This is a genomic window from Mesorhizobium sp. WSM4819, assembly GCF_055811215.1.
Window position 1 is genome coordinate 152,153 of record NZ_JBVVQO010000010.1, and the last position, 22,403, is coordinate 174,555.

General features: G+C 62.5%; 27 protein-coding genes and 1 pseudogene. 14 read left to right on the forward strand and 14 right to left on the reverse strand.

Translation table 11 applies throughout. The annotated features are described in order from the left end of the window. Positions 1-13 precede the first annotated feature (13 nt). Both AC0L18_RS12245 and AC0L18_RS12250 read left to right on the forward strand, forming a co-directional pair. On the forward strand, positions 14-817 hold the full coding sequence (locus tag AC0L18_RS12245) for an amino acid ABC transporter ATP-binding protein (protein WP_023800620.1): 804 nt from the start codon (positions 14-16) through the stop codon (positions 815-817). A 102-nt stretch (positions 818-919) separates the two neighbouring features. Beyond that, entirely contained in the window at positions 920-1,606 is a 687-nt protein-coding gene (locus AC0L18_RS12250; protein ID WP_473492415.1) for a TIGR02117 family protein, read from the forward strand. A gap of 88 nt (positions 1,607-1,694) precedes the next feature. On the opposite strand, the gene AC0L18_RS12255 is transcribed toward AC0L18_RS12250, so the two are convergent. Both AC0L18_RS12255 and AC0L18_RS12260 read right to left on the reverse strand, forming a co-directional pair. Further along, positions 1,695-2,921, reverse strand: coding sequence for an FAD-dependent monooxygenase (locus AC0L18_RS12255; RefSeq protein ID WP_473492416.1), 1,227 nt, complete (start codon positions 2,919-2,921; stop codon positions 1,695-1,697). Between the two features lie 15 nt (positions 2,922-2,936). Beyond that, entirely contained in the window at positions 2,937-3,182 is a 246-nt protein-coding gene (locus tag AC0L18_RS12260; protein WP_091590655.1) for a zinc-finger domain-containing protein, read from the reverse strand. A gap of 318 nt (positions 3,183-3,500) precedes the next feature. Here AC0L18_RS12260 and AC0L18_RS12265 point away from each other — a divergent pair, with 318 nt between their 5' ends. Together AC0L18_RS12265 and ppx are read left to right on the forward strand one after the other, a co-directional pair. Continuing rightward, positions 3,501-5,702, forward strand: coding sequence for an RNA degradosome polyphosphate kinase (locus AC0L18_RS12265; RefSeq protein WP_473492418.1), 2,202 nt, complete (start codon positions 3,501-3,503; stop codon positions 5,700-5,702). Then, positions 5,702-7,237 (forward strand): exopolyphosphatase, encoded by a 1,536-nt coding sequence (gene ppx, locus AC0L18_RS12270; RefSeq protein WP_473492420.1) that lies wholly within the window; start codon positions 5,702-5,704, stop codon positions 7,235-7,237. Before AC0L18_RS12265 ends, ppx begins: the two co-directional genes overlap by 1 nt. A 45-nt stretch (positions 7,238-7,282) precedes the next feature. Here ppx and AC0L18_RS12275 read toward each other — a convergent pair whose 3' ends face one another. The 4 genes from AC0L18_RS12275 to AC0L18_RS12290 form a co-directional block, all read right to left on the reverse strand. After that, positions 7,283-7,705 (reverse strand): DoxX family protein, encoded by a 423-nt coding sequence (locus tag AC0L18_RS12275; protein ID WP_473492422.1) that lies wholly within the window; start codon positions 7,703-7,705, stop codon positions 7,283-7,285. 151 nt (positions 7,706-7,856) lie between these two features. Beyond that, positions 7,857-8,279: a DoxX family protein gene (locus AC0L18_RS12280; RefSeq protein WP_473492423.1), complete on the reverse strand. Its 423-nt coding sequence runs from the start codon at positions 8,277-8,279 to the stop codon at positions 7,857-7,859. Between the two features lie 123 nt (positions 8,280-8,402). Beyond that, a complete protein-coding gene (fumC, locus tag AC0L18_RS12285) occupies positions 8,403-9,800 on the reverse strand; it encodes a class II fumarate hydratase (RefSeq protein ID WP_473492425.1) in 1,398 nt (465 codons plus the stop codon). 105 nt (positions 9,801-9,905) lie between these two features. Next, entirely contained in the window at positions 9,906-10,688 is a 783-nt protein-coding gene (locus AC0L18_RS12290; RefSeq protein ID WP_473492427.1) for an NIPSNAP family protein, read from the reverse strand. A 95-nt stretch (positions 10,689-10,783) separates the two neighbouring features. On the opposite strand from AC0L18_RS12290, the gene AC0L18_RS12295 reads away from it, so the two are divergent. Continuing rightward, entirely contained in the window at positions 10,784-11,449 is a 666-nt protein-coding gene (locus AC0L18_RS12295) for a TetR/AcrR family transcriptional regulator (protein WP_473492429.1), read from the forward strand. Between the two features lie 36 nt (positions 11,450-11,485). On the opposite strand, the gene AC0L18_RS12300 is transcribed toward AC0L18_RS12295, so the two are convergent. Then, entirely contained in the window at positions 11,486-12,073 is a 588-nt protein-coding gene (locus AC0L18_RS12300; RefSeq protein WP_473492430.1) for a hypothetical protein, read from the reverse strand. A 120-nt stretch (positions 12,074-12,193) separates the two neighbouring features. On the opposite strand from AC0L18_RS12300, the gene AC0L18_RS12305 reads away from it, so the two are divergent. Continuing rightward, complete coding sequence (locus tag AC0L18_RS12305; RefSeq protein WP_473492432.1) at positions 12,194-13,324, forward strand: metallophosphoesterase; 1,131 nt, start codon at positions 12,194-12,196, stop codon at positions 13,322-13,324. Between the two features lie 69 nt (positions 13,325-13,393). On the opposite strand, the pseudogene AC0L18_RS12310 reads toward AC0L18_RS12305, so the two are convergent. Then, positions 13,394-13,572 (reverse strand): annotated as a pseudogene (locus AC0L18_RS12310) (CsbD family protein). A 98-nt stretch (positions 13,573-13,670) separates the two neighbouring features. Between AC0L18_RS12310 and AC0L18_RS12315 the strand changes: the two are divergent. The 6 genes from AC0L18_RS12315 (at position 13,671) to AC0L18_RS12340 (ending at position 15,890) form a co-directional block, all read left to right on the forward strand. Continuing rightward, a complete protein-coding gene (locus tag AC0L18_RS12315) occupies positions 13,671-14,018 on the forward strand; it encodes a hypothetical protein (RefSeq protein ID WP_473492434.1) in 348 nt (115 codons plus the stop codon). 123 nt (positions 14,019-14,141) lie between these two features. After that, a complete protein-coding gene (locus AC0L18_RS12320) occupies positions 14,142-14,351 on the forward strand; it encodes a cold-shock protein (protein WP_010915421.1) in 210 nt (69 codons plus the stop codon). A gap of 346 nt (positions 14,352-14,697) precedes the next feature. Beyond that, positions 14,698-14,925 carry a hypothetical protein gene (locus tag AC0L18_RS12325; RefSeq protein ID WP_128248410.1) on the forward strand — a complete coding sequence of 76 codons (228 nt, stop codon included), beginning with the start codon at positions 14,698-14,700 and terminating at the stop codon, positions 14,923-14,925. Then, positions 14,925-15,332: a hypothetical protein gene (locus AC0L18_RS12330; RefSeq protein ID WP_473492436.1), complete on the forward strand. Its 408-nt coding sequence runs from the start codon at positions 14,925-14,927 to the stop codon at positions 15,330-15,332. Before AC0L18_RS12325 ends, AC0L18_RS12330 begins: the two co-directional genes overlap by 1 nt. 1 nt (position 15,333) lies before the next feature. Further along, on the forward strand, positions 15,334-15,501 hold the full coding sequence (locus AC0L18_RS12335; protein ID WP_287120983.1) for a hypothetical protein: 168 nt from the start codon (positions 15,334-15,336) through the stop codon (positions 15,499-15,501). Between the two features lie 53 nt (positions 15,502-15,554). Next, positions 15,555-15,890: a YkgJ family cysteine cluster protein gene (locus AC0L18_RS12340; protein WP_473492461.1), complete on the forward strand. Its 336-nt coding sequence runs from the start codon at positions 15,555-15,557 to the stop codon at positions 15,888-15,890. Positions 15,891-16,030: 140 nt separating this feature from the next. Here AC0L18_RS12340 and AC0L18_RS12345 read toward each other — a convergent pair whose 3' ends face one another. Continuing rightward, positions 16,031-17,335, reverse strand: a complete 1,305-nt coding sequence (locus AC0L18_RS12345; RefSeq protein ID WP_473492438.1) for a metal-dependent hydrolase family protein — start codon at positions 17,333-17,335, stop codon at positions 16,031-16,033. Positions 17,336-17,825: 490 nt separating this feature from the next. On the opposite strand from AC0L18_RS12345, the gene AC0L18_RS12350 reads away from it, so the two are divergent. Then, positions 17,826-18,437, forward strand: coding sequence for a LysE family translocator (locus AC0L18_RS12350; protein ID WP_473492440.1), 612 nt, complete (start codon positions 17,826-17,828; stop codon positions 18,435-18,437). Positions 18,438-18,748: 311 nt separating this feature from the next. Here AC0L18_RS12350 and AC0L18_RS12355 read toward each other — a convergent pair whose 3' ends face one another. From AC0L18_RS12355 to AC0L18_RS12365, 3 genes are all read right to left on the reverse strand, one after another. Then, positions 18,749-19,420, reverse strand: a complete 672-nt coding sequence (locus AC0L18_RS12355) for a VOC family protein (protein ID WP_473492442.1) — start codon at positions 19,418-19,420, stop codon at positions 18,749-18,751. A gap of 457 nt (positions 19,421-19,877) precedes the next feature. Further along, positions 19,878-20,264 (reverse strand): nuclear transport factor 2 family protein, encoded by a 387-nt coding sequence (locus AC0L18_RS12360; protein WP_473492444.1) that lies wholly within the window; start codon positions 20,262-20,264, stop codon positions 19,878-19,880. Positions 20,265-20,281: 17 nt separating this feature from the next. Next, positions 20,282-20,731, reverse strand: a complete 450-nt coding sequence (locus AC0L18_RS12365) for an OsmC family protein (protein WP_236371434.1) — start codon at positions 20,729-20,731, stop codon at positions 20,282-20,284. A 118-nt stretch (positions 20,732-20,849) separates the two neighbouring features. On the opposite strand from AC0L18_RS12365, the gene AC0L18_RS12370 reads away from it, so the two are divergent. After that, on the forward strand, positions 20,850-21,449 hold the full coding sequence (locus AC0L18_RS12370; protein WP_473492446.1) for a TetR/AcrR family transcriptional regulator: 600 nt from the start codon (positions 20,850-20,852) through the stop codon (positions 21,447-21,449). Between the two features lie 55 nt (positions 21,450-21,504). Here the strand turns inward: AC0L18_RS12370 and AC0L18_RS12375 are convergent, their stop codons facing one another. Both AC0L18_RS12375 and AC0L18_RS12380 read right to left on the reverse strand, forming a co-directional pair. After that, positions 21,505-21,906 (reverse strand): type II toxin-antitoxin system HicB family antitoxin, encoded by a 402-nt coding sequence (locus AC0L18_RS12375; RefSeq protein ID WP_473492448.1) that lies wholly within the window; start codon positions 21,904-21,906, stop codon positions 21,505-21,507. 4 nt (positions 21,907-21,910) lie between these two features. Next, positions 21,911-22,111 carry a type II toxin-antitoxin system HicA family toxin gene (locus tag AC0L18_RS12380; RefSeq protein ID WP_473492450.1) on the reverse strand — a complete coding sequence of 67 codons (201 nt, stop codon included), beginning with the start codon at positions 22,109-22,111 and terminating at the stop codon, positions 21,911-21,913. Positions 22,112-22,403 lie beyond the last annotated feature (292 nt).

Here is a 22,403-nt window from a genome sequence, read left to right on the forward strand (position 1 = left end):
AAGGGAACCTTCCATGACAATAGAAAATGCAGTCAGCGCGGAAGAGATCAAGGTCAATGCCGCCAAGATGCAGGTTTCCACCACCGATGTCGCCATCGACATCATCGCCATGCACAAATGGTACGGCGAATTCCATGTGCTGAAGGACATCAACCTGAAGGTGATGCGCGGCGAGCGCATCGTCATTTGCGGCCCTTCGGGCTCGGGCAAATCGACGATGATCCGCTGCATCAACCGGCTGGAAGAGCACCAGAAGGGCAAGATCATCGTCGACGGCAAGGAATTGACCAACGATCTCAAGAAGATCGACGAGGTGCGCCGCGAGGTCGGCATGGTGTTCCAGCATTTCAACCTGTTCCCGCATTTGACCATCCTGGAAAACTGCACGCTGGCGCCGATCTGGGTGCGCAAGACGCCGAAGAAGCAGGCCGAGGAAATCGCCATGCACTTCCTCACGCGCGTCAAGATTCCGGAACAGGCCAACAAATATCCCGGCCAGCTTTCCGGCGGCCAGCAGCAGCGCGTCGCCATCGCCCGCTCGTTGTGCATGAATCCGCGAATCATGCTGTTCGACGAGCCGACCTCGGCGCTCGATCCCGAAATGATCAAGGAAGTGCTGGAGACGATGGTTGGCCTCGCCGAAGAGGGCATGACCATGCTCTGCGTCACCCACGAGATGGGCTTTGCACGCAAGGTCGCCAACCGGGTGATCTTCATGGACCAGGGCCAGATCGTCGAGCAGAACACGCCAGCCGAGTTCTTCGACAATCCGCGCCACGAGCGCACAAAACTGTTCCTGTCGCAAATCCTGCACTGATTGCTCTCACGCGAATCAAAAGAGCCCGGCCGAACCCTGCCGGGCTCTTTTGCGTCTGAGCCGTCAGCAGGCGATTGCGCCCCGATTGCGAGGCCGTGCCTCATGAAAAAGCCGTCCCTCGTGAAAAGGCTTGGGCGTTTTCTCGCCATTCTGGTGGTGGCAATCGTGCTTGCCGCGGTTCTGGGCACGTTCATTCCACGGCCGCTCTTGCCGGCGGCCGCCGCCGATCCCGCCGCCACCAGGCACGTCCTGGTGCTGAAAAATCCGATCCACACCGATATCGCGATCCCGATCGATGACGACGTGCGCAAGCGCTTCCATTTCCTGGTCGGTGGCGGCATTCCGGCCGACATGGCTGGGGTCCGCTACATCGTCTTCGGCTGGGGAGGCCGCGCCTTCTATCTGGAGACGCCGACCTGGTCGGAACTGAAGGCGGCGCCGGTGATGAAGGCGCTGACATTGGACGCATCGGTGATGCATGTCGATGTCGCCGGCAACATTGTCGAGCCGCACCCCGACGTCGCCGGCTTCGACATCAGCGAGCAGCGTTTTGCAGCGCTGCTCGACTTCATCGCGGCGAGTTTCCAGCAAGGGCCGAACGGTCCGATCCTGATCGAGAATGCCGCTTATTCCAGGTTCGACCGCTTCTACGAAGCCAACGGCCATTTCAATGCGCTGGTTGGCTGCAACACCTGGACAGCGGCGGCTCTGCGTATCGCCGGCCTGCGGACAGGCTGGTGGAATCCGCTGCCGGCCTCACTCGACCTGTCGATGCGGATTTATAATTGATGCTCCGGGTAATCAGCGCCTCATTGCGGCGCGCCCCCTCTGTCCTGCAGGACAGAGGGCGGCGCTGTCCCGCCAACCGGTCGAGCTTTCATCGCCGATCGCCATCCGGCGGCCGCCAGCCATAGAGCCAGTCGAGATCGGCCGCGAGCTTTTCCGGCGAGCGCCACTTCAGGAACAGGTTGCGCGCGACGGCCACCGGCCCCGCTGCATGCCAGGCGAGCCGGTTGACCGCCCCGCGGCGGGCGACCTTGGCGATGCGCGGGCGGCGCATCTTCTCCCAGGCGGCAAGCGCGCCCCACGGATCGGCGGGCGCGGCAGCGACAAAGCCGGCAAGGGTTGCGGCATCCTCGATCGCCATCGCCGCCCCCTGCGCCGCGAACGGCGTCATTGCATGCGCCGCATCGCCGATCAGCGCGATGCCGGCGGGCGTCGTCCATGGCTGTGCCTGGTCGACCGTATGGATCGGCCACGCGGTCCACGGGCCGGCATCCTCGGCAAGCCGGGCCAGCGCTGCCGCCGTGCCACGCATGGCGCCGACGAGGATATTGGGGTCGGCGTGGCCCGACCAGCGCTCGGCCATGACCTCGCCCCTGGTGAAGGCAGCCAGGTTGAACGCTATGCCGTTGCTGACGGGATAGGCGACGAGGTGGAAGCCGGGATGCAGGAAGGTGGTCACGCAATTGGCGGCGCCGACCGCCGCAAGGGCTTCTCCTGCGACACTGCCTGCACTGATCGTAGCGCGCCAGGCAAGCTCGCCCGAAAACCGGCTTTTGGCCGCAAACCCGCCAAAAGCCCGGATCGCCGACCAGACGCCGTCGGCGCCGATCAGCAGAAAGCCGCCGGCTTCGACTGTCTTGCCGGCAATCTCGACTGTTGCCGTGGCATGGCGCGGTCCTGTGGCGATGCCGCCGACGCGCGCGCCGGTGACGAGACTGATGTCCGGCTGTTCGGCAAGGCGCGCCATCAGCGCGTCTTGCAGATCAGCCCGATGAGCGACGAGATAAGGCGCCTGCCAGCGCTTTTCGGCCGCTTCGCCAAGCGGCACCCGCGCCAGCTCACGCAGCGTGGCGGCGTCCTTGAGCACGACCGCCTCCGGCCGCACCGCCGCCGGCAACAGCCGGTCGAGCACGCCGAGCTGGCGAAGGATGCGCGTCGCGTTGGGTGAGAGCTGGATGCCGGCGCCGGCCGCTTCGAGGCGCGGCGCCTGTTCGAACAGCCGCACCAGATAGCCGCGCTCGGAAAACGCCAGTGCCGCGGTCAGTCCGGCGACGCCGGCTCCGGCGATAACGACCTGCCGGGAACGGGTGTCGTCCATCGGATGGTGTGCGCGTCAGGCGGCCTGGTGGATATAGAGGCATCCGGCAGGCTGCGTTTCCGTCGCCTTCAGCTTTGGCGAATAGCGATAAAGCGTCGAGCAATAGGGGCAGACCTTTTCATTGTCGTCGCCCATGTCGAGAAACACATGCGGATGGTCGAAAGGCGGGTTGGCGCCGGTGCACATGAATTCCTTGACGCCGATGTCGATCGCCGCATAACCCGCATCGTTCTGGAAATGGGGAATGGAACCGCCTGCCATCGTCGTCTCCTATATTTGCCGCATGACCCCGGATCATGTGCAAAATCAAAATTCCACCGCGTCCTTTGCGCGTCCAAAGGACGCGCCGCGCTGTACCTGGATTGCATCTGGATCATAAGCAGTCTCTTTGCAAGATCGATGAAATCAAACTGTCGTAAAAGCCTGTCACAGGATAAGCTAAGCCGGTTAAGGCATGGCCCCGAAACCGAATTCGGTTTTGCTGGGGATCATGCGTAGCTTAAGTGGCGGGAGCGTCCTTTTGCGCGTCCGCAAAGACGCGCGACGCTGTGGCCAGCGGGTGCGAAACGAGCAGGAACCATGAACGAACTAAAGCCGGTGCAGAGCGAATTCACCACCGTCGAGGTGGCGAGCCCAGAGGGCGGCAACCCGGATCGGTTCGTCAACCGCGAGTTTTCCTGGCTGCAATTCAACCGCCGCGTCCTCGAAGAATCGTTGAACGCCAACCATCCGCTGCTCGAGCGGGTCCGCTTCCTGTCGATTTCGGCCGCCAATCTCGACGAGTTCTTCATGGTCCGTGTCGCCGGTCTCGCGGGCCAGGTTCGCGAAGGCATCACGCTGAAGAGCGCGGACGGCCGCACCCCCGAACAACAGCTGGAACAATTGCTGCGCGAGGTCGAGCGCCTGCAGGAGGACCAGCAGAACAGCCTATCCGCTCTGATGCTGCTGCTCGACAAGGAAGGCATCGAGAGCATCAGCCGCGATGGGCTGACCAAGGACGAGAAGACCTGGCTCGAGGATCATTTCCAGGAGCAGGTGTTTCCGGTGCTCACACCGCTGTCGATCGACCCGGCGCATCCGTTCCCGTTCATTCCCAATCTCGGCTTCTCGATGGCGCTGCAACTGCGCCACCGCAGGAATGGCGAGGAGATGAGCGCGCTGTTGCGTCTGCCGGTGGCGCTGAAGCGCTTCATCCGCTTGCCTGACCGCAAGCATCATGTCCGCTTCATTCCGCTGGAAGAAGCGGTCGGCCTCTATATCGGCAAGCTGTTCCCCGGCTACGAGGTCAAGGGCTCCGGTACGTTCCGCATCATCCGCGACAGTGACATCGAGGTCGAGGAGGAGTCCGAGGATCTCGTGCGCCTGTTCGAGACGGCGCTGAAACGGCGTCGTCGCGGCTCGGTCATCCGCATCGAATTCGACAAGCTGATGCCGGCCGAACTGCGCGAGTTCGTCGCCGGCGAGCTTGGCGTCTCGTCGAGCCGGATCAGCGTGCTCACCGGTCCGCTGGCGCTCAGCCAGATTTCCGAGATCGTCGCCATCGCCCGCGACGATCTCAAATTCAAGCCTTACAATCCGCGCTTTCCCGAACGCATCCGCGAGCACGGCGGCGACTGTTTCGCCGCCATCCGCGAGAAGGACATCATCGTTCATCACCCCTACGAATCCTTCGACGTGGTGGTGCAGTTCCTGCGCCAGGCGATGGCCGATCCGGAAGTGGTGGCGATCAAGCAGACGCTCTATCGCACCTCGAACGACAGCCCGATCGTGCGCGCTTTGGTCGACGCGGCTGAGGCCGGCAAGTCGGTGACCGCGCTGGTCGAGCTCAAGGCGCGATTCGACGAGGAAGCCAACATCCGCTGGGCGCGCGACCTCGAGCGCGCCGGCGTTCAGGTCGTGTTCGGCTTCCTCGAACTGAAGACCCACGCGAAAATGTCGCTGGTGGTGCGGCGCGAGGACGGCAAGCTGCGCAACTATGTGCATCTCGGCACCGGCAACTACCATCCGGTCACCGCGCGCATCTACACCGACTTGTCCTTCTTCACCACCGCTCCGACAATCGCCCGCGATGTCGCCCAGCTGTTCAATTTTATCACCGGCTACGCCGAGCCGACCGAGGAGATGCGGCTGGCCATCTCGCCGTTCACGCTGCGCAAGCGCATCCTCAAGCACATTTCGGACGAGATTGCCCATGCGCTGGAGGGCAGGCCGGCCCGCATCTGGATGAAGATGAATTCGCTGGTCGACCCGATCATCATCGACGCGCTCTATGACGCCAGCCGCGCCGGCGTCGAGGTCGATCTCGTCGTGCGCGGCATCTGCTGCCTGAGGCCCCAAGTGCCGGGCCTGTCGGAAAACATAAGGGTCAAGTCGATCGTCGGCCGCTTCCTCGAACACAGCCGAATCTATTGTTTCGGCAACGGCCATGGACTGCCGTCGGACGGGGCGATCGTCTACATCTCATCGGCCGATTTGATGCCGCGCAATCTCGACCGTCGCGTCGAAACCATGGTGCCGATCACCAATCCAACGGTGCATGAACAAGTCCTCGGTCAGATCATGCTGGGCAACATCATGGACAACCAGCAAAGTTTCGACGTATTGGCTGACGGAACCTCCCGGCGCGCCACGCTCGAGGAGGGCGAGGAACCGTTCAACGCGCAGGAATATTTCATGACCAATCCGAGCCTCTCCGGACGCGGCGATGCGCTGAAATCGCATGCGCCCAAGCGCATCGCGCAGTTCAAGCGCCGCAAGAAAAACGCCGCAGCGACCGGCTGATGATTTCAACGTCCCAGGGCCGGCTTCAGGACCGCCGACCGCTGTCCATCATCGACATCGGGTCGAACTCGATCCGGCTTGTCGTCTATGAGGGGCTGGCGCGCTCGCCAACCACGCTGTTCAACGAAAAGATGCTGGCCGGCCTCGGTCGCGGCATTGTCTCGACCGGAAAGCTCGATCCCGAGGCGGTGACCCGTTCGATGGAGGAATTTCGGCGTTTCCGTGCGCTGTCCGAGCAGGCCGGCGCCGAGCATATGTATGTGCTGGCGACCGCCGCCGCCCGCGAGGCGGTCAACGGCCCCGATTTCATCCACCGCGCCGAAGATGTGCTCAAGACCGAGGTCCAGGTATTGAGCGGGCGCCAGGAAGCCCACTATTCCGCGCTTGGCGTCATTTCCGGCTTCCACCCGGCCAACGGCATCGCCGGCGACCTCGGCGGCGGCAGCCTCGAACTGGTCGACGTCGATGGCGAGGCAATCGGCGACGGCATCACGCTGCCGCTGGGCGGCCTGCGCCTGCAGGACATGGCCAAGAACTCACTGGCCCAGGCGGCAAAGATAGCGCGCGACGAGCTCGCGAAGGCAAGACTGCTGAAAGGCGGGCAGGGCAGGCCTTTCTATGCGGTCGGCGGCACCTGGCGAAACCTCGCCCGGCTGTACATGGAAATGACCAGCTATCCGCTGAGTGTCATGCATCATTACGAGATCGGCATCGACGCCGCTGCGAACTTCCTCAAGCAGGTCGCCAAGGGTGAGATCGAGAAAGTAAGGGGTATCGAGGGCGTCTCGAAGAACCGCCGCTCGCTGCTGCCTTATGGCGCCATCGTGCTGCAGGAGATCATGGCGGCGATGCAGCCGTCCAAGATCATCGTCTCGGCGCTGGGCGTGCGCGAGGGCTTTCTCTACTCGCTGCTCGACAAAGCCGAGCAGAAGGCGGATCCGCTGATCTCGGCCTCGGAGGAACTCGCCCGGCTGCGTTCGCGCTCGGTCACCCACGCGCATGAGCTTGTCGAGTGGACGGGCAAGACCTTCGCCGCCTTCGGCATCGAGGAGACGGTCGACGAGGCGCGCTACCGCCAGGCCGCCTGCCTGCTTGCCGACATCGGCTGGCGCGCGCATCCCGAATATCGCGGCAAGCAATCGCTCAACATCATTGCCCACGCCTCCTTCATCGGCGTCGACCATCCCGGCCGCGCCTTCCTGGCGCTGGCCAACGCCTACCGTCATGATGGCGTCTTCAACGAATCGATCGCGCCGGAAATCAAAGCACTGGCAACGCCGCGCTATATCGAGCGCGCCCGTGTGCTGGCCGCGGTGATGCGCGTCGTCTACCTGCTGACGGCGGCAATGCCGGGCGTCATGCCGCGGTTGAAATGGGAGAGGCGCGGCAATGGCGTGCTGGCGCTGGTGCTGCCGGCGTCGCTGGCCGACCTTTACGGCGAGCGGCCGGCCGGGCGACTGGCGCAACTGGCGAGGGTCACCAATCGCCGGCTGGTGCTGGCGGTCGAGGGCGGCCCCACTATGCCAGCCAAGTAGTCTGGCTCAGTCAAGTAATTCGGCTCAGTCCGGCAGTTGTGTCGGTCAAGTCGTTTCAGCGCCGATCCGAAGCATCCGCCCGTCGATCGAGTAGGCGCCGGCGCCTGCCATTGCCAGCGCCAGAAAACCGCCCGATAGCGCGATGTCCTTCATCAGCATCTGCGAATGCATGAAGGTCAGCGTCGGATCGTCGCCGCCCTGGCCATAGTGGCCGATGAAGCCTGCCGCGATGCAGAAAGCGGCAAGCAGGAGCGCCACGACAGGCGTCTTGAGGCCGACGAGGATGAGCAGTCCGGCGATCATTTCGAACAGCCCCGTCGCCCAGGCTGCAAGTGTCGGCAGCGGCAGGCCAAGGCCGGAAAAATAGCCCGATGTGCCGGCAATGTCGGTAAGCGCGTGAAAGCCGGACGGAACGAATAGAGCCGCGAGCAGCAGCCGCGAAAGCAGAAGCAGCGCATTGCCGGGCATTGGTCACCTCCGACGTCGGCGGCGGTTGGCTTCACCCCGACACCTCATCCTAGCAGAAAGTCCGGCCGGCTGATCGACGGGCATAAACCGACAACGAAAAAGGGACGCGGAAAATTCCGCGCCCCTTGCTGCAAGTGGTTCCTGGACTGCTTCAGCCGCGCTTGGCGTCGACCGAATAGGCGCCGGCGCCCGAGGAAGCCAGCACGAGGAAGCCGCCGGCAATCGCCAGGTTCTTCATGAAGCTGATCATCTGCATCTGATCGGCCCAGCCGGTGTGGGCGACCAATCCCGTGGCGACGGTGAAGATTGCCAGCACCCAGGCGGTGATCCAGGTCTGAAAGCCAATGAGGATGGCGAGGCCGCCGAGCAGCTCGAGCAGACCGACGACAATCGCCGTCACGGTCGGCATCGGCAGACCCATGCTGCCGAAGTAACCGGCGGTGCCGGCGATCGCAGTGAGCTTGCCGAAACCGGAAAGCACGAAGATGACCGAAAGCAGGATACGGCCGAACAGGATGCTGCCTGAGGCGTTGGAAACGGTGCCGGAACCGGCAACGGTCGTGTTGGTGGACATGATGGGCTCTCTCCGGGAGGGGTTGTGGTGCCCACCCACATAAAGCAGGGAGACTGTTCACCAAAGATGCAGATTTGGTTACAGATTGTTCACCGCAGTAAAGTTTTTGCGATGAGCGCAAGATCATCCCGGATGCGTCATCTCCTCTGGCCGAACCAGGCGGTCGTAGTCGGCTTCGCTGACCAGCCCGGTGGCAAGCGCTTCCTCACGCAAGGTTGTGCCGTTCTTGTGAGCGGTCTTGGCGATCTTGGCGGCGTTGTCGTAGCCGATGGTCGGCGCCAGTGCTGTCACCAGCATCAGCGAACGGTCGAGGGCGGCCTTGATATTGTCTTCCCGCGCCTCGATGCCGACGACGCAATTGTCGGTGAACGAGATGGAGGCGTCGGCGAGCAGTTGCACCGACTGCAGGAAATTGTAGGCCATCAGCGGGTTGTAGACGTTGAGCTCGAAATGGCCCTGGCTGCCGGCGAAGGTCACGGCCGCATTGTTGCCGAACACCTGGATGCAGACCTGGGTCATCGCCTCGCACTGGGTGGGATTGACCTTGCCCGGCATGATCGACGAACCCGGCTCGTTTTCCGGCAGCGACAGTTCACCAAGGCCGGAGCGCGGGCCGGAGCCGAGCAGACGAATGTCGTTGGCAATCTTGAACAGGGCGCCGGCGCAGGCGTTGATGGCGCCATGCGAGAACACCATGGAATCATGCGCCGCCAGCGCCTCGAACTTGTTTGGCGCGGTGACGAAGGCGATGCCGGTGATCGCGGCGATGCGATCCGCCACTCTCTCGGCAAAGCCGACCGGCGCGTTGAGGCCGGTGCCGACGGCCGTGCCGCCTTGCGCCAGTTCCTGCAGGCCGGGCAGCGTCATCTCGATGCGTTTGATCGAGGAGGCGACCTGCGCGGCATAGCCCGAAAATTCCTGGCCAAGGGTGAGGGGCGTCGCGTCCTGCGTGTGGGTGCGGCCGATCTTGACGATGTGGGCGAATGCTTTGGTCTTGGCCTCCAGCGCGGCGTGCAAATGCCTGAGCGCCGGCAACAAATCGTGCACGATGCACTCGGCGCAGGCGATGTGCATGGCCGTCGGATAGGTATCGTTCGACGACTGGCTCATATTGACGTGGTCGTTCGGATGCACCGGTTTCTTCGACCCCATGACACCGCCCAGCAGTTCGATCGCCCGGTTGGAGATCACCTCGTTGGCGTTCATGTTGGATTGCGTGCCCGAGCCGGTCTGCCAGACGACCAGCGGGAAATGATCGTTCAGCTTGCCGTCGATGACTTCCTGAGAGGCTTCGATGATCGCCTTGCCGATGGCCGGGTCGAGCCGCTTCAGCTCCATATTGGTTTCGGCCGCCGCCTGCTTGACGATGCCGAGCGCGCGAACGATCGACGCCGGCTGCTTTTCCCAGCCGATTTTGAAATTGCCCAGCGAACGCTGCGCCTGCGCGCCCCAGTAACGATCGGCGGCGACCTCGATGGGACCGAACGTGTCGGTTTCGGTTCTGGTCTCTGGCGCGCTCACATGTCTCTCCGCATTGCAATTTGCAAACGGCCTATCGCGTTGCACAAATGGCTTCAAGCGGAGATTGCGGGCGACAAGGATGCAAATCGGTTGAAGGAGCGCCTCTCACCGCCCAAGCAGCGACTGTGAGGTTGGAGATAGGCGCAAGGTCTCGGTCGATCTAGCCAGACATGGCTGGGCATCCCGCTCGAATGCCTGCCACTCCGGGGAACTGGCAAGGACTGCCTCGTGGCGGGCATGGGCGTCCGCGCTGTCGAAGGCGGCGACGCTGATGAAGACATTTTCGCCTGATCGCACCGGCAGGCGGGGAAAGCTGTTTTCGGCATGTTCGGAGACAAACGCAGCAAGTGGCCGCGCGCCATGTGCCGCCAACACAGCAATCGCGTCGGTTTTGAAGCGGTTGGCGAAGTCGGCTTCGGCGCCGTGCCGCAGATGATGAATCTTGATGACAACAATATCCGACAAGCGATTGTCTCCGCTTGGTTTTTCGTAACCATCCAAGGGTGCTCGTTGCGATCCCGACAGATCGAAGCCGGCGCCGGGCCATGCCGGTTTCAGCAACAGCACGTCGTCGGAGGAGATCATCGTGGCGTTGGCGGCGTCGCGCCAGGCGGCCCAGACGGGCCCCTCATAGAACGCGGTCAGTGCATTTTTCCGCGCTTCCATACCCTCGAAGCCGCGCAGCCAGATGAACATGTCAGGTCGGTCGAGATCGCGAAACTGACCGATGATGGTCATGTCAGCCGCTTCCTGACCCTCGATGAGGTGACCGTCGAAGATGCCGATCAGCGTGTCGCGCCGGCCAGGTTTCAGCGTGTATTGCCTGAGCTCGACGACCGGCGAGGCGTTGAGGCTGGATTTGGACGCGGCATTCAGGGGCAGGCTCATCGCGCAATCTCCAAAACAGGGCGTTCATCCTGTTTTATAAACAGACCGGTTGTCCTGTTTTGTCAATCTGCTATCGTTGAAAAATGTCAGCAGAGATGACCGCTCGCCCAAAGGCGCAGCCCGGCAAACGGACCAACGACCCGGAAGGCCTGCGCAAACGCGTGCTCGATGTCGCCGAAGCCTCGTTTCAGGCGCGCGGATACCATGCCTCCAGCCTCGGCGACCTGATGGCCGCGGCAGGCGTCACCGGCGGCGCGCTGCATCATCACTTCCCGACCAAGAAGGCGCTGGCGCTGGCGGTGATCGAGGAGCGGGTCGCCGCGGCCGTCGAAGCAACATGGATCGCGCCGGTGCAGGCGGCAGGCTCGACGCGCGAGGGCGTGCGCAGCGTGTTCGAGGCAGTGGCCGCGGAACTGGAGCAACAGGGTTTCGTGCGCGGCTGCCCGCTCAACAACCTGGCGCATGAATTGTCGCTTGCCGATCCGGATTTCCGCACCGCCTTTGCCGGCATTTTTTCGGCGTGGCGCCAGGCGATCGCCGACAAGGTCGGGGCCGACCAGGAAGCGGGCAGGGAGCAGGACACCGATCCGCAGCGTTTCGCGGCACTCGCGGTCGCGACCTATTCCGGCGCCATGTCGATGGCCAAGACGACGCAGGATTCTGCTGTGCTGCGCGATTGCCTGAACGCGCTGGAGCAGGGAGTTTCCTCAGCAAGAGCGAAGCGACGTCGGAGGGTGCTGCGGCAGTACAAAGCCTTTTGATGCCGGAGCGCCAGTCGCCTTCTGCCCTGCCGGGAGTTAATTCGGCAGCGGTTTGATGACCTGGTAGCCGACCACGCTTTCGGCGTTGGTGCCCTCGTCATAGCGCCTGGCCAGAACGGCCTGCAGATCGGGCGCGTAGAGCGCGGTGAATTCATCCTGTGTCTTGCCGGCCTCGTTCTTGATCGTAAGCCTGACGGCGAGCACGTTGTATTTGCAGTCGCCCAGGCTGAACGTCTCCTTGCCTTTGACGCTGATCTCGAGCGTCTCGGTGCCCTTGGGCTGTTTGTTTGCTGCGAGGCGGACGAACACGGTCTTGCTTTTCGCCCCTGCCTTGAGCGGAAACAGCTTTCTGAGATCCGAAAACGGGATCATCGCAAGCTGACCGGTCTCGCTGTCGCGAAACACCTCGATCAGACCGCCGAACAGAAACTGCGTCTGCGGCGATTGGGATTGGTATTCGTTGGCGACCGACACCATTCCACCCGCCGCCGGTCGAAACTCGCTGTGGATGCCGGGCCTTTCGAGAATGAAGCCGGCCTTGGCGGCTTTGGCGTCGATGCACTCGGCACCATAAGCGGCGCTCGCCAGGATGGTAAGTGCCGTTGCGATGGTTATAGTCTTCATAGCGTTTGCCCGCGCAAGTTGAGTCCTGACCTGAAAGCAATGCCAGACCTGCGGCAGCGTGTCGACATACCGTTCGCGGCAACTGGACGAAGAGGCGCCGGCTGTGCTGAATTTCACGCCATGAATCGCATCTCCTCAGGATCACTCTCCCGGCGACGCTTCCTGACGCAGGGAGCAGGGTTGGCCGCGGCCGGCGTCCTTGCGCGACCGGCACTCGGACAGACCGGACAGCGCATTGCGCCTGTCGACGCCACCTTCCTGTTCGTCGCCGATGTCCATGCCTGCCGCATGGCCAGCGGGCTGAGCCCCAATTGCCAGCAGGAAGGCAAGACCGACGCCGCCTTGCTGCGCAGTATCGCCGCGTTGAACGCCATTGGCGAGAAGCACTGGCCGGCCGAAATCAACGGCATCGCCACCGGCCTGCGCTCAGCCGGCAGCCGCATCGACACGCCGCTCGGCCTCGTCGTCGGCGGCGACATGACCGACGACGGCGGCGGCCAGGTCATCCAGCCCAGCGAAGGCACACAGTTGCTCCAGTTCAGCCAGCGTTTCCAGCAGGGCGTCGGCCCCGATCGCGTGCATGTGCCGGTCTATGTCGGCCTCGGCAACCACGATCTCGACCAGAATGGCCCGCCTAACCACGTCGACTGGTACCGCCGTGAAATGCGCGACTATGTCGAGGTCAACCATCGTGCCGGCGTGTTCTTCAAGCCGCCGGTGCCGGTGACCAGTTACGATGTCGACACCGACTGCTACTCGTGGGACTGGGGCGGCCTGCATCTCGTCCAGACGCACCGTTTCGCCGGCGACACCGGCCACGGCGCGGTCTCCGGCCTGCCATGGCTGAAGCAGGATCTGGCGACCTATGCAGCGGACGGCCGCCCCGTCATCCTGTTCCAGCACTATGGTTGGGATGTTTTCTCGATCGAACGGTGGGATGCCGCCAAAGGAACCTTCGACGATGAAGGCGCTGGTGCGCCGCACTGGTGGAGCGAGGCGGACCGGCAGGCGCTGCTGGCGGCGCTGAAGGGCTACAACGTCATCGGCATCTTCCATGGCCACCAGCACGAGACAGCGATGATCTACCGCGGCGATGGGCTCGACCTGTTCAAGCCGAAGGCCGCTTATATGGGCGGCTTCGCGCTGGCGCGGGTGAGCGGCGACAGCATGGACGTGGCGCTTGGCGAAGCCGTTGGCGACCATGGCGAGATCGCCTTCACCAACGCTTTCTCAAAGAGCCTGAATTTCTAACGGCAACTGAAGCATAGAGCTGACCGCTAAACCGCTTTCCTCATCGCTATCGAAACAGCAGCGCAGGGGTCAGATCACCTTCCTGAACTTGTCCTTGATGTCGCCATAGGCCTTCTGCATTTTGCCGGCGATCTTGTCGGCCACGCCTTCAGCCTGGACGCGCCTGTTGCCGGTGGCCTTGCCGGCGGCTTTCTTCACCGAGCCCTGAGCTGCTTGGCTAGGCCCGCAATCTGACTCTTGTTCACCATGGCCGCATCTCCCGGAATCAATCTGCTGTTTGGGAAACGGGTGGCTGGGTTTTCGGTTCCGGAGCCCTGCCTCGTCGGTCAATCAACAGGTACGGCCTTTGGCCCTGACCGCCATGGCGATTGCTACTCGGCATAAAAGAACGCCCCTCGCGCGTTTTATTGCACGGGAGGCGTCCTTTGTGTCAGCCTTTCCTGAGATTGCTCTCATGAACTGCTGGCGATATTTAAAATGCACGGATGCCAAGATGGTTCCCGGCATGGCGCGATTTTTTTACATTTTTAACAGCTGGCGCTGGGCCCGGTTTTCGGCGTCAGATCCGCCGTCGAATTGCCTGCGCAGCCAGCGTGCCGCCATCGGCCCGCCGACGACGAAAGTAGACGGCGAAAGCAAAAAATTGACACGGCGCCAAAAGAAGTCTAAAAGCAATTCGTCGATATTTGTTTGACCGACTTTTGTTATCCGCGTGTCCAGGCGCGCCTTTGACGAACTTCCCCCATCAAAATCGAGACAAACGCTGTTGTGCATTCGCATGACGGCGAACGAATATTTGCCACGGAAAGGGTTCGTTATGAGCACAGGCACAGTTAAATGGTTCAATGCCACCAAGGGTTTCGGTTTTATTCAGCCTGACGACGGCTCGGCCGACGTTTTTGTCCACATCTCGGCCGTAGAGCGCGCCGGAATGCGCGACATCGTCGAGGGCCAGAAGCTCGGCTACGAGATGGTCCGCGACAACAAGTCGGGCAAGATGTCCGCCGATCAGTTGAAGGCGGCCTAAAACGGAATCAGCCTCGCCGGTGACCACGGATGTACTGGCACCGGTGAACGGCTAATTCCAGCGCATGGTCCCGGAAACACCGGTTTCCGGAAAGGATCATGCGCAGAATGAGCAAGTGCACGCGCGTTCAACCGGACGCGCGGCGCTCCAGCGGAGGTCAGGCAATGCCTGGCCTTTTGCGTTTCGGGCGCCGCAAAAGTTCGAAAAGAGCACCGCGCGTTCGCTTGAACGTGCTAAGGATGCTCCAGCAATTTGAAATCGACTGCCGTATTGCTTTGTGCGTGGTCCTGGTCGAAAGACCGGTCTCGCCATTTTCGCCATTACGCTCCGAACCGGGAGAAAAACCTTGACCGCCACTTCGAAGAAATCCCGCGACCACGCCGAATCCATCTTCAGCAAGACCCAGACCCAGTCCATGTCGCTCAACCGCATTATTTCCGAGCAGGATGCTGTCAGCCAGGCCCGGGAAGCCAAGACCGCGCGGCTGCGCGAACTGCGCCTGGAAAAGGAAGCTGACGAGCTGGCTGCAGCCGCCGCGCTCGCGGCCGCGCCGAAGCGCGTGGGCAAACGCTGATGGCCACCAAGCGCGTCCCGCAAGAGGCGATCGCCGCCGATTCGACCATCGCCGATGTCGTGGGAGCCCTCGACAAGCCAGTCGAGTATGTCCGGCGCGTGCTCGAAAAGCTCGAGCGCTGCAAGCGCGCCCATGGCGATGCCCAGGTCAGGCTCGGCGTGCGTGGTCGCTCCGAATGCCCGAACTATCTGATCGAGTATGTCCGCGAAAATGCCAAGACCCGTGAGCGCGTCACCCATCAGGATGCCGCCTATAGCGGCAGCACGCATCGCGAACTGGCACCCCGGCACATCGAGGAGGCCAGGAACTGGTCGCCCGAGGAAATGAACATCACGGCGGTCTCGGCGCTGATCGGCCGGCTTCGCAACCCGAATGCGCCATCATCGCGTTTCTCCGACGAGGATTGATATGGCCATAAAATTTTCCGCCAAGGATCAGCCGGCAGCAGCCGCTGCCACCGCAAAGCTGGCCAAGCCGGCCGCCGCGCCGAAAGCCGATGTCGCCGCCGAGGCAGCGACCGACCTGTTCAAGTCGCCGGCGGACGTGGCGTCGCGCAAGACCAGGAAGAAAAAATAGCGCCCTTGCCGCGAAGCGCCGACCAGAATCCCGTTGCCTCAGGGCTGCTCGCCCTGGCGAGCGCCGGGGACTTTTCGTCACTGGAGGAGCGCGCCGCCCCTCTCTTCGACTGCCAGAGCTGTGGCGCCTGCTGTTCCTATTCGGCCGAATGGCCGCGCTTCTCGACCGAAGATGACGCGCAGCTCGACCGGATCCCGCAAGACTATGTGGCTGCCGACGAAGCCGGCATGCGCTGCGACGGCGTGCGCTGCTCGGCACTTTCCGGCGAGGTCGGCAAGTCGACCATTTGCGGCATCTACGAGGTCCGGCCGGACGTCTGCCGCGCTTGCATGCCCGGTGGCGACGACTGCCTGATGGCGCGCAAGGCGCATGGTCTGCCGGCGCCCTGACAACGGGCCTCGATAGGTCTCAGTTTGAATTTCCACCTCGGGTGGGAAGCGGCCATTCCTGTCGCTGGGCTGTGCATTTCCAGCGCTCTGCGGCCAGGCCATCGGATGCGTCGAGTAGAGACGGGCGGCTCAGTCGTTCCTCACTGAGTCAGCGTGTTTTTGTAGATCAGGCCGTCCTTCATGATGATTTTGAAGTTGTTGGCAGGATCGGCCACCAGGTCGAGGTTCTCCAGCGGATTGCCTTCGACGAGCAGGAGGTCGGCGAGCGCGCCCTCTTCGATCACGCCGAGCTTTCCCGGATAGGGATTGCGAAGGCCCGACAGCGCGAGCAGCTCGGCATTGGTCCCGGTCGCCATGACGAGCGCTTCGGCAGGCGTGTACCAACGCACAAGCGACGCCAGGATTGCTCCCTGCTGCTTCGCCAGCGCGCGGGAGAACAGGACATCGGTGCCCCATGCCGTCTTGATCTTGTATTTCTTCGCGAGTTCGTAGGTCCTGCCGATGCCCGGCCACACCTCATCGGCCTTGGCTCGCTCGACCGAACCCTCTCGGAGGCCTGTCCTCATCAATTCGGGAAGCGGCTGCAAGCTCAGCCAAACGTCCTTTTCGGCGATCAGCTTGGCGGTTGCCTCGTCCATGAGGAAGCCGTGTTCGATGCACTTGACGCCAGCCGCGACAGCCTTCCGGATCGCATCCGAGGTGAAGGCGTGCGCGGCGACGTAGGTGCCCCAATTCTCGGCAATTTCAACGGCGGCCCGCAGTTCGGGCTCGGTGAAGGTGGTGACGTCGAGCGGGCTGTGGGGCGACGACACTCCACCGCCCGCTGTCAGCTTCAGCAGCGCGGCCCCCTGCATGAATTGCTCGCGGGCACGCAAACGCACCTCGTCGGGGCTGTCCACGACTATGCTGCCGCCGTTCCTCTCCATGGGGGTGAACAAGCCGCCGATCGTCCGGGGCAAGTCGCTGAGCTGGCGGAAATCCCCATGCCCGCTGGTCACGGTGATCATGGCTCCGGACGGATAGATGCGCGGTCCCGCGACGATGCCTTGATCTATCGCGCGCTTGAGGCCGAACACCGGCCCGCCCACGTCGCGAACGGTGGTGAAGCCGCGCATCAGCGTATCCCTCGCCTCGTCGCCGGCCGCAAGATTGGCGAAGCCGATGTCGCCCATCGCCTCTGCCGGGGTGGATGCAATCAGCATTGCGTGCCAATGCGCATCGATCAGCCCCGGCATCAGCGTTCGCCCGTTGCCGGCGATGCGCTGCGCGCCCTCGGCCGCGATGGGACTTGTCGAAATCCGCGCGATCAGCTTGCCCTGCACCAGCACACTCGACGGAGCCGAAAGTGCGGCGCCCTTCCCGTCGAAGATACGGACGTTTTCGAAAAGCACGTCATCGGCGCTCGCGCTGGCGCAAAGTCCAAGCAGGAGAGCCGCCGCAAGCATTTGTCTGCCAGAGCGAAGCATCGTGAAAACCGGGCGCGCAACAAAGAACAACACAGCGGCGCAGGACAGGGCATGCGCCGCAACCTTGCCTTTCGTCAGCTCCTGCGATCCAAAGGATTTGTGACACATGACGATTATCCCGCTTCAGGAGAGGTGGTCACGGCGCAAGGACAAGTTTGTAGCTTACACGGCATCGGGTCAAGAAGTGTTCCGGACTGGCACCGGACTGGCCTCGTTCGCAGTGAAGGTGGTGTCCAAAGTCAGGCCAATGCGATGACGGCAGGGCCAGCTGTGCAAGGTTTGCCTTAGGAAACGAGCTGACGATTCTGACAAACGTCGCCTACGGGAGTTGGATTAAAATCCCGCCGAGGGATACCGCCTTGGGTCGTGACCCGAAATTCGAAATGAGGCACTAACGGTCTTCGGGCTGGCTTGTGCCCGCGCGTTTCGCTGGCCACCTTGCCGGCGGCAGGTCACCGGAGGACGCATCGTGAGCATCGAATTCTTGTTGACGTCGCTGATCGTCGTGGCTTCGCCCGGCACCGGCGTTCTCTATACGCTGAGCGCCGGACTTTCGCGTGGCGCGCGCGCCAGCATCATCGCGGCTGTTGGTTGCACGCTCGGCATCATTCCGCACATCGCGGCCGCCATCACCGGTCTGGCGGCGCTGCTGCACACCAGCGCGCTCGCCTTCGAGACGCTGAAATATCTGGGCGTCGCCTATCTGCTCTACATGGCGTGGAACACGCTGAAGGAGAGCGGCAGCTTGAACGTCGGGCAGGATGTCGCGCCGCGCACGACCGGCAAGGTGATCACCTCAGGCATCCTCATCAATATCCTCAACCCGAAGCTGTCGATTTTCTTCTTCGCCTTCCTGCCGCAGTTCGTCAGCACCACCGAACCGCATGCGCTGTCGAAGATGCTGGAACTCAGCACCGTCTTCATGCTTTTGACCTTCGTCGTCTTTGTCGGCTACGGCATCTTCGCCGCCTCGATCCGCAGCCATGTCGTGTCGCGGCCGATGGTGCTCACCTGGATGCGCCGCACCTTCGCCGGCGCCTTCGTCGCGCTCGGCGCAAAACTGGCGCTGACCGAGCGGTAGAGCCGCCGGTGCTATCCCTTCATGTAGCCATCGCCTCGACGATCCGCCTGTTCCCGACGCGCATCAGGTTGACGCCGCGCAGCGAGTTGCCGTCGGCCATGAGATAGCGCCAGATGGAGGCCGCTCGGCGCCCGAAGATAAGAGCACGGTCGCTTGCAAGCGCATCTGCCCGAGAAACAAATGCCTCAAAGCGTGGTTGGTACCGGGATGCGCACGCCCTGCACTTCGATCGAGCCGCCGAGGGCGCTGGCTCCCCGATCAAAGTGTTACTATTGCGTCGATGCTGCTTCAAATGACGTCGTGATCCATCCTTACAGCGGCAGCGGCTTGCCAGCCTGCTCGGCCACCATGTACTCGGCATACCAGTCCGGCCAGTTCTCATCACGCTGGCCGCCTGTCCGCTTCTCGTGCTCGCCATGGGCCGCAGACGCACGCCGGAGCGCGGCCGCGAGTTCGGCCGGCGAGACAAACGTGGTGTCGTCAGCGTCGACGCGGCCGGGCGCTCGCGCAGTGACCTCCTGCAACAGCCAGACATTTCCGGACGGATCGCTGAAGGAGGCCCACGAGGAGTAGCTGCGCCGCTCAGGGTCCGGACCGCTGACACGGCCTTCACTGCCGGCATAGTGGTAAACCTCGCTCACGTCGACACCGCGATCGGCGAGTTCGGCGCGCGCTGCCTCGATGTCTGACACGACGAGCTCGCCAACGCTTTTGAGGACATCGAGCTCGACCCGGGCGTAGGGCCCTGGGGTGACCCCTGAGCCGAAGACTATCGAACACGAGGAGCCCGGAGGCGTAAACTGGATGACACGAAATTCGTCGCCTGTGATGTCGGCGTCGAGCCGCCAACCCAAGCCGCCGTAAAATCGCTTGGCTCGATCGACGTCCGAAACGGGGATGACGGCGACTTCGAGCTTGATGTCGACCCTTCGCGCTGACGGGGTTGCGATTGCGGCTTCGCCGCGCTCCTGAATATCATTCATGACGATCTCCTTGGGTTTGGATGTGCGTTGCGTTATCTTCAACGCCGCGCTGGCCGGTGCCCGTGGTGGCTGTTCATGCATGCAAGCGGGATTTGAGGCTACGGGGCCGCACCTATGCCGCCGAACCTCGCGATGCTCATCTGGATGTGCACATATCCGGTAGCGCTAACTCGCGCCCGCTAATCCGAGATGGACTTCGCGACGGACGAACGCGCCCTACGTTTTGGCAGGCTGATCGCTGATCGGCAAAAAAATATTGACGACTAAATCTGGTAGCATTCTTATTGAATTGCAGCAAATCAACTCCCAAAATCAAAGTCCAATCGAGGACGAGCGAACTTCCGCTGCGGGTCATGGACACACCCTGCTGCAGAACCAGGATGCGCCGCACCTTCGCCGGCGCCTTCGTCGCGCTCGCGCAAAACTGGCGCTGACCGAGCGGTAGCGCCTGTTGGCGCTAGCCCTTGACGTATCCCATCGCTTCGACGATCAGCCCGTCCGCTACGCGCATCAGATTGACGCCACGGATGGAGTTGCCGTCGGCAGGCCAGTAACGCCAGCGGATTGTCGCCCGTTCACCGGCGACGAACGTCTCCTCGATGTCAAAACAGGTGCCGGGTTCGCTGGCGATCGCCGACCACAGCCGCATGCATGCCTCACGGCCGGCATGGCGGGCGCCATCCGGCGCCGGCACGGTGTTTTCGATGACGCAGTCCTCGGCCACCAGCTCGGCGAGCGCCGACGGATCATGAAGCTGGAACACGTCGTTGAAGCGCCGGATGATATCGGCCGTCTGTCTGGATTGGTCGTCGGGATGGACGACAATGATGCTATCCCGTTTCATCTCGGTACCTCCTGATTTCATTTTTCCGTAGCGGCGGCCGTGACGAGGTCGGCCCTGAGCCTGATATCAGCCACGCCTGCCAAAGCCCGGGAAACGAGGCAAGTTGCTTTCGCCGATTGGGCAAGGCGCTGGAATTCCTCGGGCGCCAGGCCCGGGATTTCGGCTTCCGTTTCAAGGTCAATGCGGGTGAGCGTCGGTCCTGCCGTGCTCGTGCCGAGATGCACCTTGGCGACGGTGTGAATCCGTACGGGGACATGGCCGCCGCTGCCCAGTATGGCGCTCAGCGCCATTGAAAAGCAGCCGGCATGCGCCGCCGCAATCAGTTCCTCGGGATTCGTGCCGGGACCGTTTTCGAAGCGCGATGGGAAGGAATAGGCGCCTTCGAAGACGCCGCTGCCGAGCCGCAGCCGGCCCGAGCCTTCTTTCAACGAACCCTGCCATTGGGCCTCTGCTTCACGAATGGTCATTTTGTCGTTCTCCTCTTCGATGGAATGGCGCCGAATATATAGACTGATCTACATATTATATAGACCGATTGTCATATTCGGCGCAAGCCTATAGTGCTCACTCCTGACAGAGGTTGACATGGCGAACGACACCCGCATCCGCATCATCGAGGCGACGGCGCTGCTGCTGAGGCAGCGCGGCTATCACGGCACCTCGCTCAACCACATCTTGAGCGCCTCCGGTGCGCCAAGAGGATCGCTCTACTTTCATTTTCCGGGCGGCAAGGACCAATTGGTCATCGAGGTGACGCGCGACAGCGTGGACAAGGTGTCTCGATGGCTTGGCGAAGAGCTGGCCGCCGAAAAAGATCCGGCGGTGGCTGTCCACCACATCTACCAGTCGGTCGCACGCATGCTGGAGGACAACCAGTTCACGCTTGGCTGTCCGATCGCACCCGTGGTGCTGGACTCGCCGGCCGACGTGCCGGAACTGGCCGAACTGTGCCGGTCGGCTTTCGAGCAATGGGTAGGCCTGCTGCAAGCGGCCTTCGTCAGGGCAGGGGTGCCCGAGCGCCGCGCCCGCGCCCTGGCGCTGCTTGTCGAATCATCGCTGGAAGGGCTGATGGTGATCGCGCGCGCCAGCCGCGACCGCGCCCCGGTGCTGGCGGTGGCCGATGAAGTCGCCGCGCTGATAGAGAGTGCTTTGCCGGCCAAAGAAGTCGCCGTCACGGCGAACTGATACTGCTTGTCTGAGCTTGACAGGCTCGGCCTCGCCAGCGCCCACGTCTGCACAATTAGTCAACAATCTCTTTGCGTGCGGCCGAAGCAAGGAAGGCGGAGCGGGTTTGTCCCCGTTCACGCGCCGCGGCATCGATAGCTTCAAGCAGGCCGAGATCGAAGGATACATTGATACGCGTTGTGGAACCACGGTCACGGATCAGCGGAACGACCGTCGTCATAGCGCCCTCGCGTTCCTCCGCAAGTTCTGGATCATTTGCAATCGCATCGAAATCGCGAGGGGAAGGCACCGGATCGCCGTCGGCCTCCAGCATTCGCACATGACCGGAAAGCGCCTCGACAGCGTTGCGCACAGCCTCGTCTATCGTGTCGCCAGCCGAAATGCAGCCGGGCATATCGGGAAAGTCGACGCCATAGACGCTATCAGGATCTTTGCGAATAAAGGCGATGTAGCGCATTTTCTTATCTTGCTTTGTTGAGCAGCCCCGCATGCTTCATCAGCGCCCGAACCGTGCCAATCGGTATATCTTTACGAGGGTGGGGAATTGTCACTTTTCCAGGTTTCGTTGGATGCTTGAAATGATGATGCGAGCCGGTGATGCCGATCTCAAACCACCCGTCCTCCTCAAGCAGTTTGATCAGCTTCCGGCTGCCGCGTTCCATAAGAGCGCTCCGTGTAACATAATACACATTTTGGGGTGATTCAACGTCGCTTTTTTAGTGATAGCACGTGAGTCTCGACCTTCTTGGAAGACCATTGGTCATATGAAAAGGGCGACCTCTCGGCCGCCCTTTCCGTAAATGAAGGCTGATGGATTTCTTAGAAATCCATGCCGCCCATGCCGCCCATGCCGCCGCCGCCCATGCCGCCTGGCATGCCGCCGCCAGCCGACTCCTTCTTCGGAGCCTCCGCGATCATGGCTTCGGTGGTGACCAGCAGGCCGGCGACCGAGGC

Excerpts from the sequence above, each read along its gene's own strand:
- AC0L18_RS12245 (WP_023800620.1), top strand. The coding sequence starts at position 14 with ATGACAATAGAAAATGCAGTCAGCGCGGAAGAGATCAAGGTCAATGCC.
- AC0L18_RS12250 (WP_473492415.1), top strand. The coding sequence starts at position 920 with ATGAAAAAGCCGTCCCTCGTGAAAAGGCTTGGGCGTTTTCTCGCCATT.
- AC0L18_RS12255 (WP_473492416.1), bottom strand. The coding sequence starts at position 2,921 with ATGGACGACACCCGTTCCCGGCAGGTCGTTATCGCCGGAGCCGGCGTC.
- AC0L18_RS12260 (WP_091590655.1), bottom strand. The coding sequence starts at position 3,182 with ATGGCAGGCGGTTCCATTCCCCATTTCCAGAACGATGCGGGTTATGCG.
- AC0L18_RS12265 (WP_473492418.1), top strand. The coding sequence starts at position 3,501 with ATGAACGAACTAAAGCCGGTGCAGAGCGAATTCACCACCGTCGAGGTG.
- ppx (WP_473492420.1), top strand. The coding sequence starts at position 5,702 with ATGATTTCAACGTCCCAGGGCCGGCTTCAGGACCGCCGACCGCTGTCC.
- AC0L18_RS12275 (WP_473492422.1), bottom strand. The coding sequence starts at position 7,705 with ATGCCCGGCAATGCGCTGCTTCTGCTTTCGCGGCTGCTGCTCGCGGCT.
- AC0L18_RS12280 (WP_473492423.1), bottom strand. The coding sequence starts at position 8,279 with ATGTCCACCAACACGACCGTTGCCGGTTCCGGCACCGTTTCCAACGCC.
- AC0L18_RS12290 (WP_473492427.1), bottom strand. The coding sequence starts at position 10,688 with ATGAGCCTGCCCCTGAATGCCGCGTCCAAATCCAGCCTCAACGCCTCG.
- AC0L18_RS12295 (WP_473492429.1), top strand. The coding sequence starts at position 10,784 with ATGACCGCTCGCCCAAAGGCGCAGCCCGGCAAACGGACCAACGACCCG.
- AC0L18_RS12300 (WP_473492430.1), bottom strand. The coding sequence starts at position 12,073 with ATGAAGACTATAACCATCGCAACGGCACTTACCATCCTGGCGAGCGCC.
- AC0L18_RS12305 (WP_473492432.1), top strand. The coding sequence starts at position 12,194 with ATGAATCGCATCTCCTCAGGATCACTCTCCCGGCGACGCTTCCTGACG.
- AC0L18_RS12320 (WP_010915421.1), top strand. The coding sequence starts at position 14,142 with ATGAGCACAGGCACAGTTAAATGGTTCAATGCCACCAAGGGTTTCGGT.
- AC0L18_RS12330 (WP_473492436.1), top strand. The coding sequence starts at position 14,925 with ATGGCCACCAAGCGCGTCCCGCAAGAGGCGATCGCCGCCGATTCGACC.
- AC0L18_RS12335 (WP_287120983.1), top strand. The coding sequence starts at position 15,334 with ATGGCCATAAAATTTTCCGCCAAGGATCAGCCGGCAGCAGCCGCTGCC.
- AC0L18_RS12345 (WP_473492438.1), bottom strand. The coding sequence starts at position 17,335 with ATGCTTGCGGCGGCTCTCCTGCTTGGACTTTGCGCCAGCGCGAGCGCC.
- AC0L18_RS12355 (WP_473492442.1), bottom strand. The coding sequence starts at position 19,420 with ATGAATGATATTCAGGAGCGCGGCGAAGCCGCAATCGCAACCCCGTCA.
- AC0L18_RS12360 (WP_473492444.1), bottom strand. The coding sequence starts at position 20,264 with ATGAAACGGGATAGCATCATTGTCGTCCATCCCGACGACCAATCCAGA.
- AC0L18_RS12365 (WP_236371434.1), bottom strand. The coding sequence starts at position 20,731 with ATGACCATTCGTGAAGCAGAGGCCCAATGGCAGGGTTCGTTGAAAGAA.
- AC0L18_RS12370 (WP_473492446.1), top strand. The coding sequence starts at position 20,850 with ATGGCGAACGACACCCGCATCCGCATCATCGAGGCGACGGCGCTGCTG.
- AC0L18_RS12375 (WP_473492448.1), bottom strand. The coding sequence starts at position 21,906 with ATGCGCTACATCGCCTTTATTCGCAAAGATCCTGATAGCGTCTATGGC.
- AC0L18_RS12380 (WP_473492450.1), bottom strand. The coding sequence starts at position 22,111 with ATGGAACGCGGCAGCCGGAAGCTGATCAAACTGCTTGAGGAGGACGGG.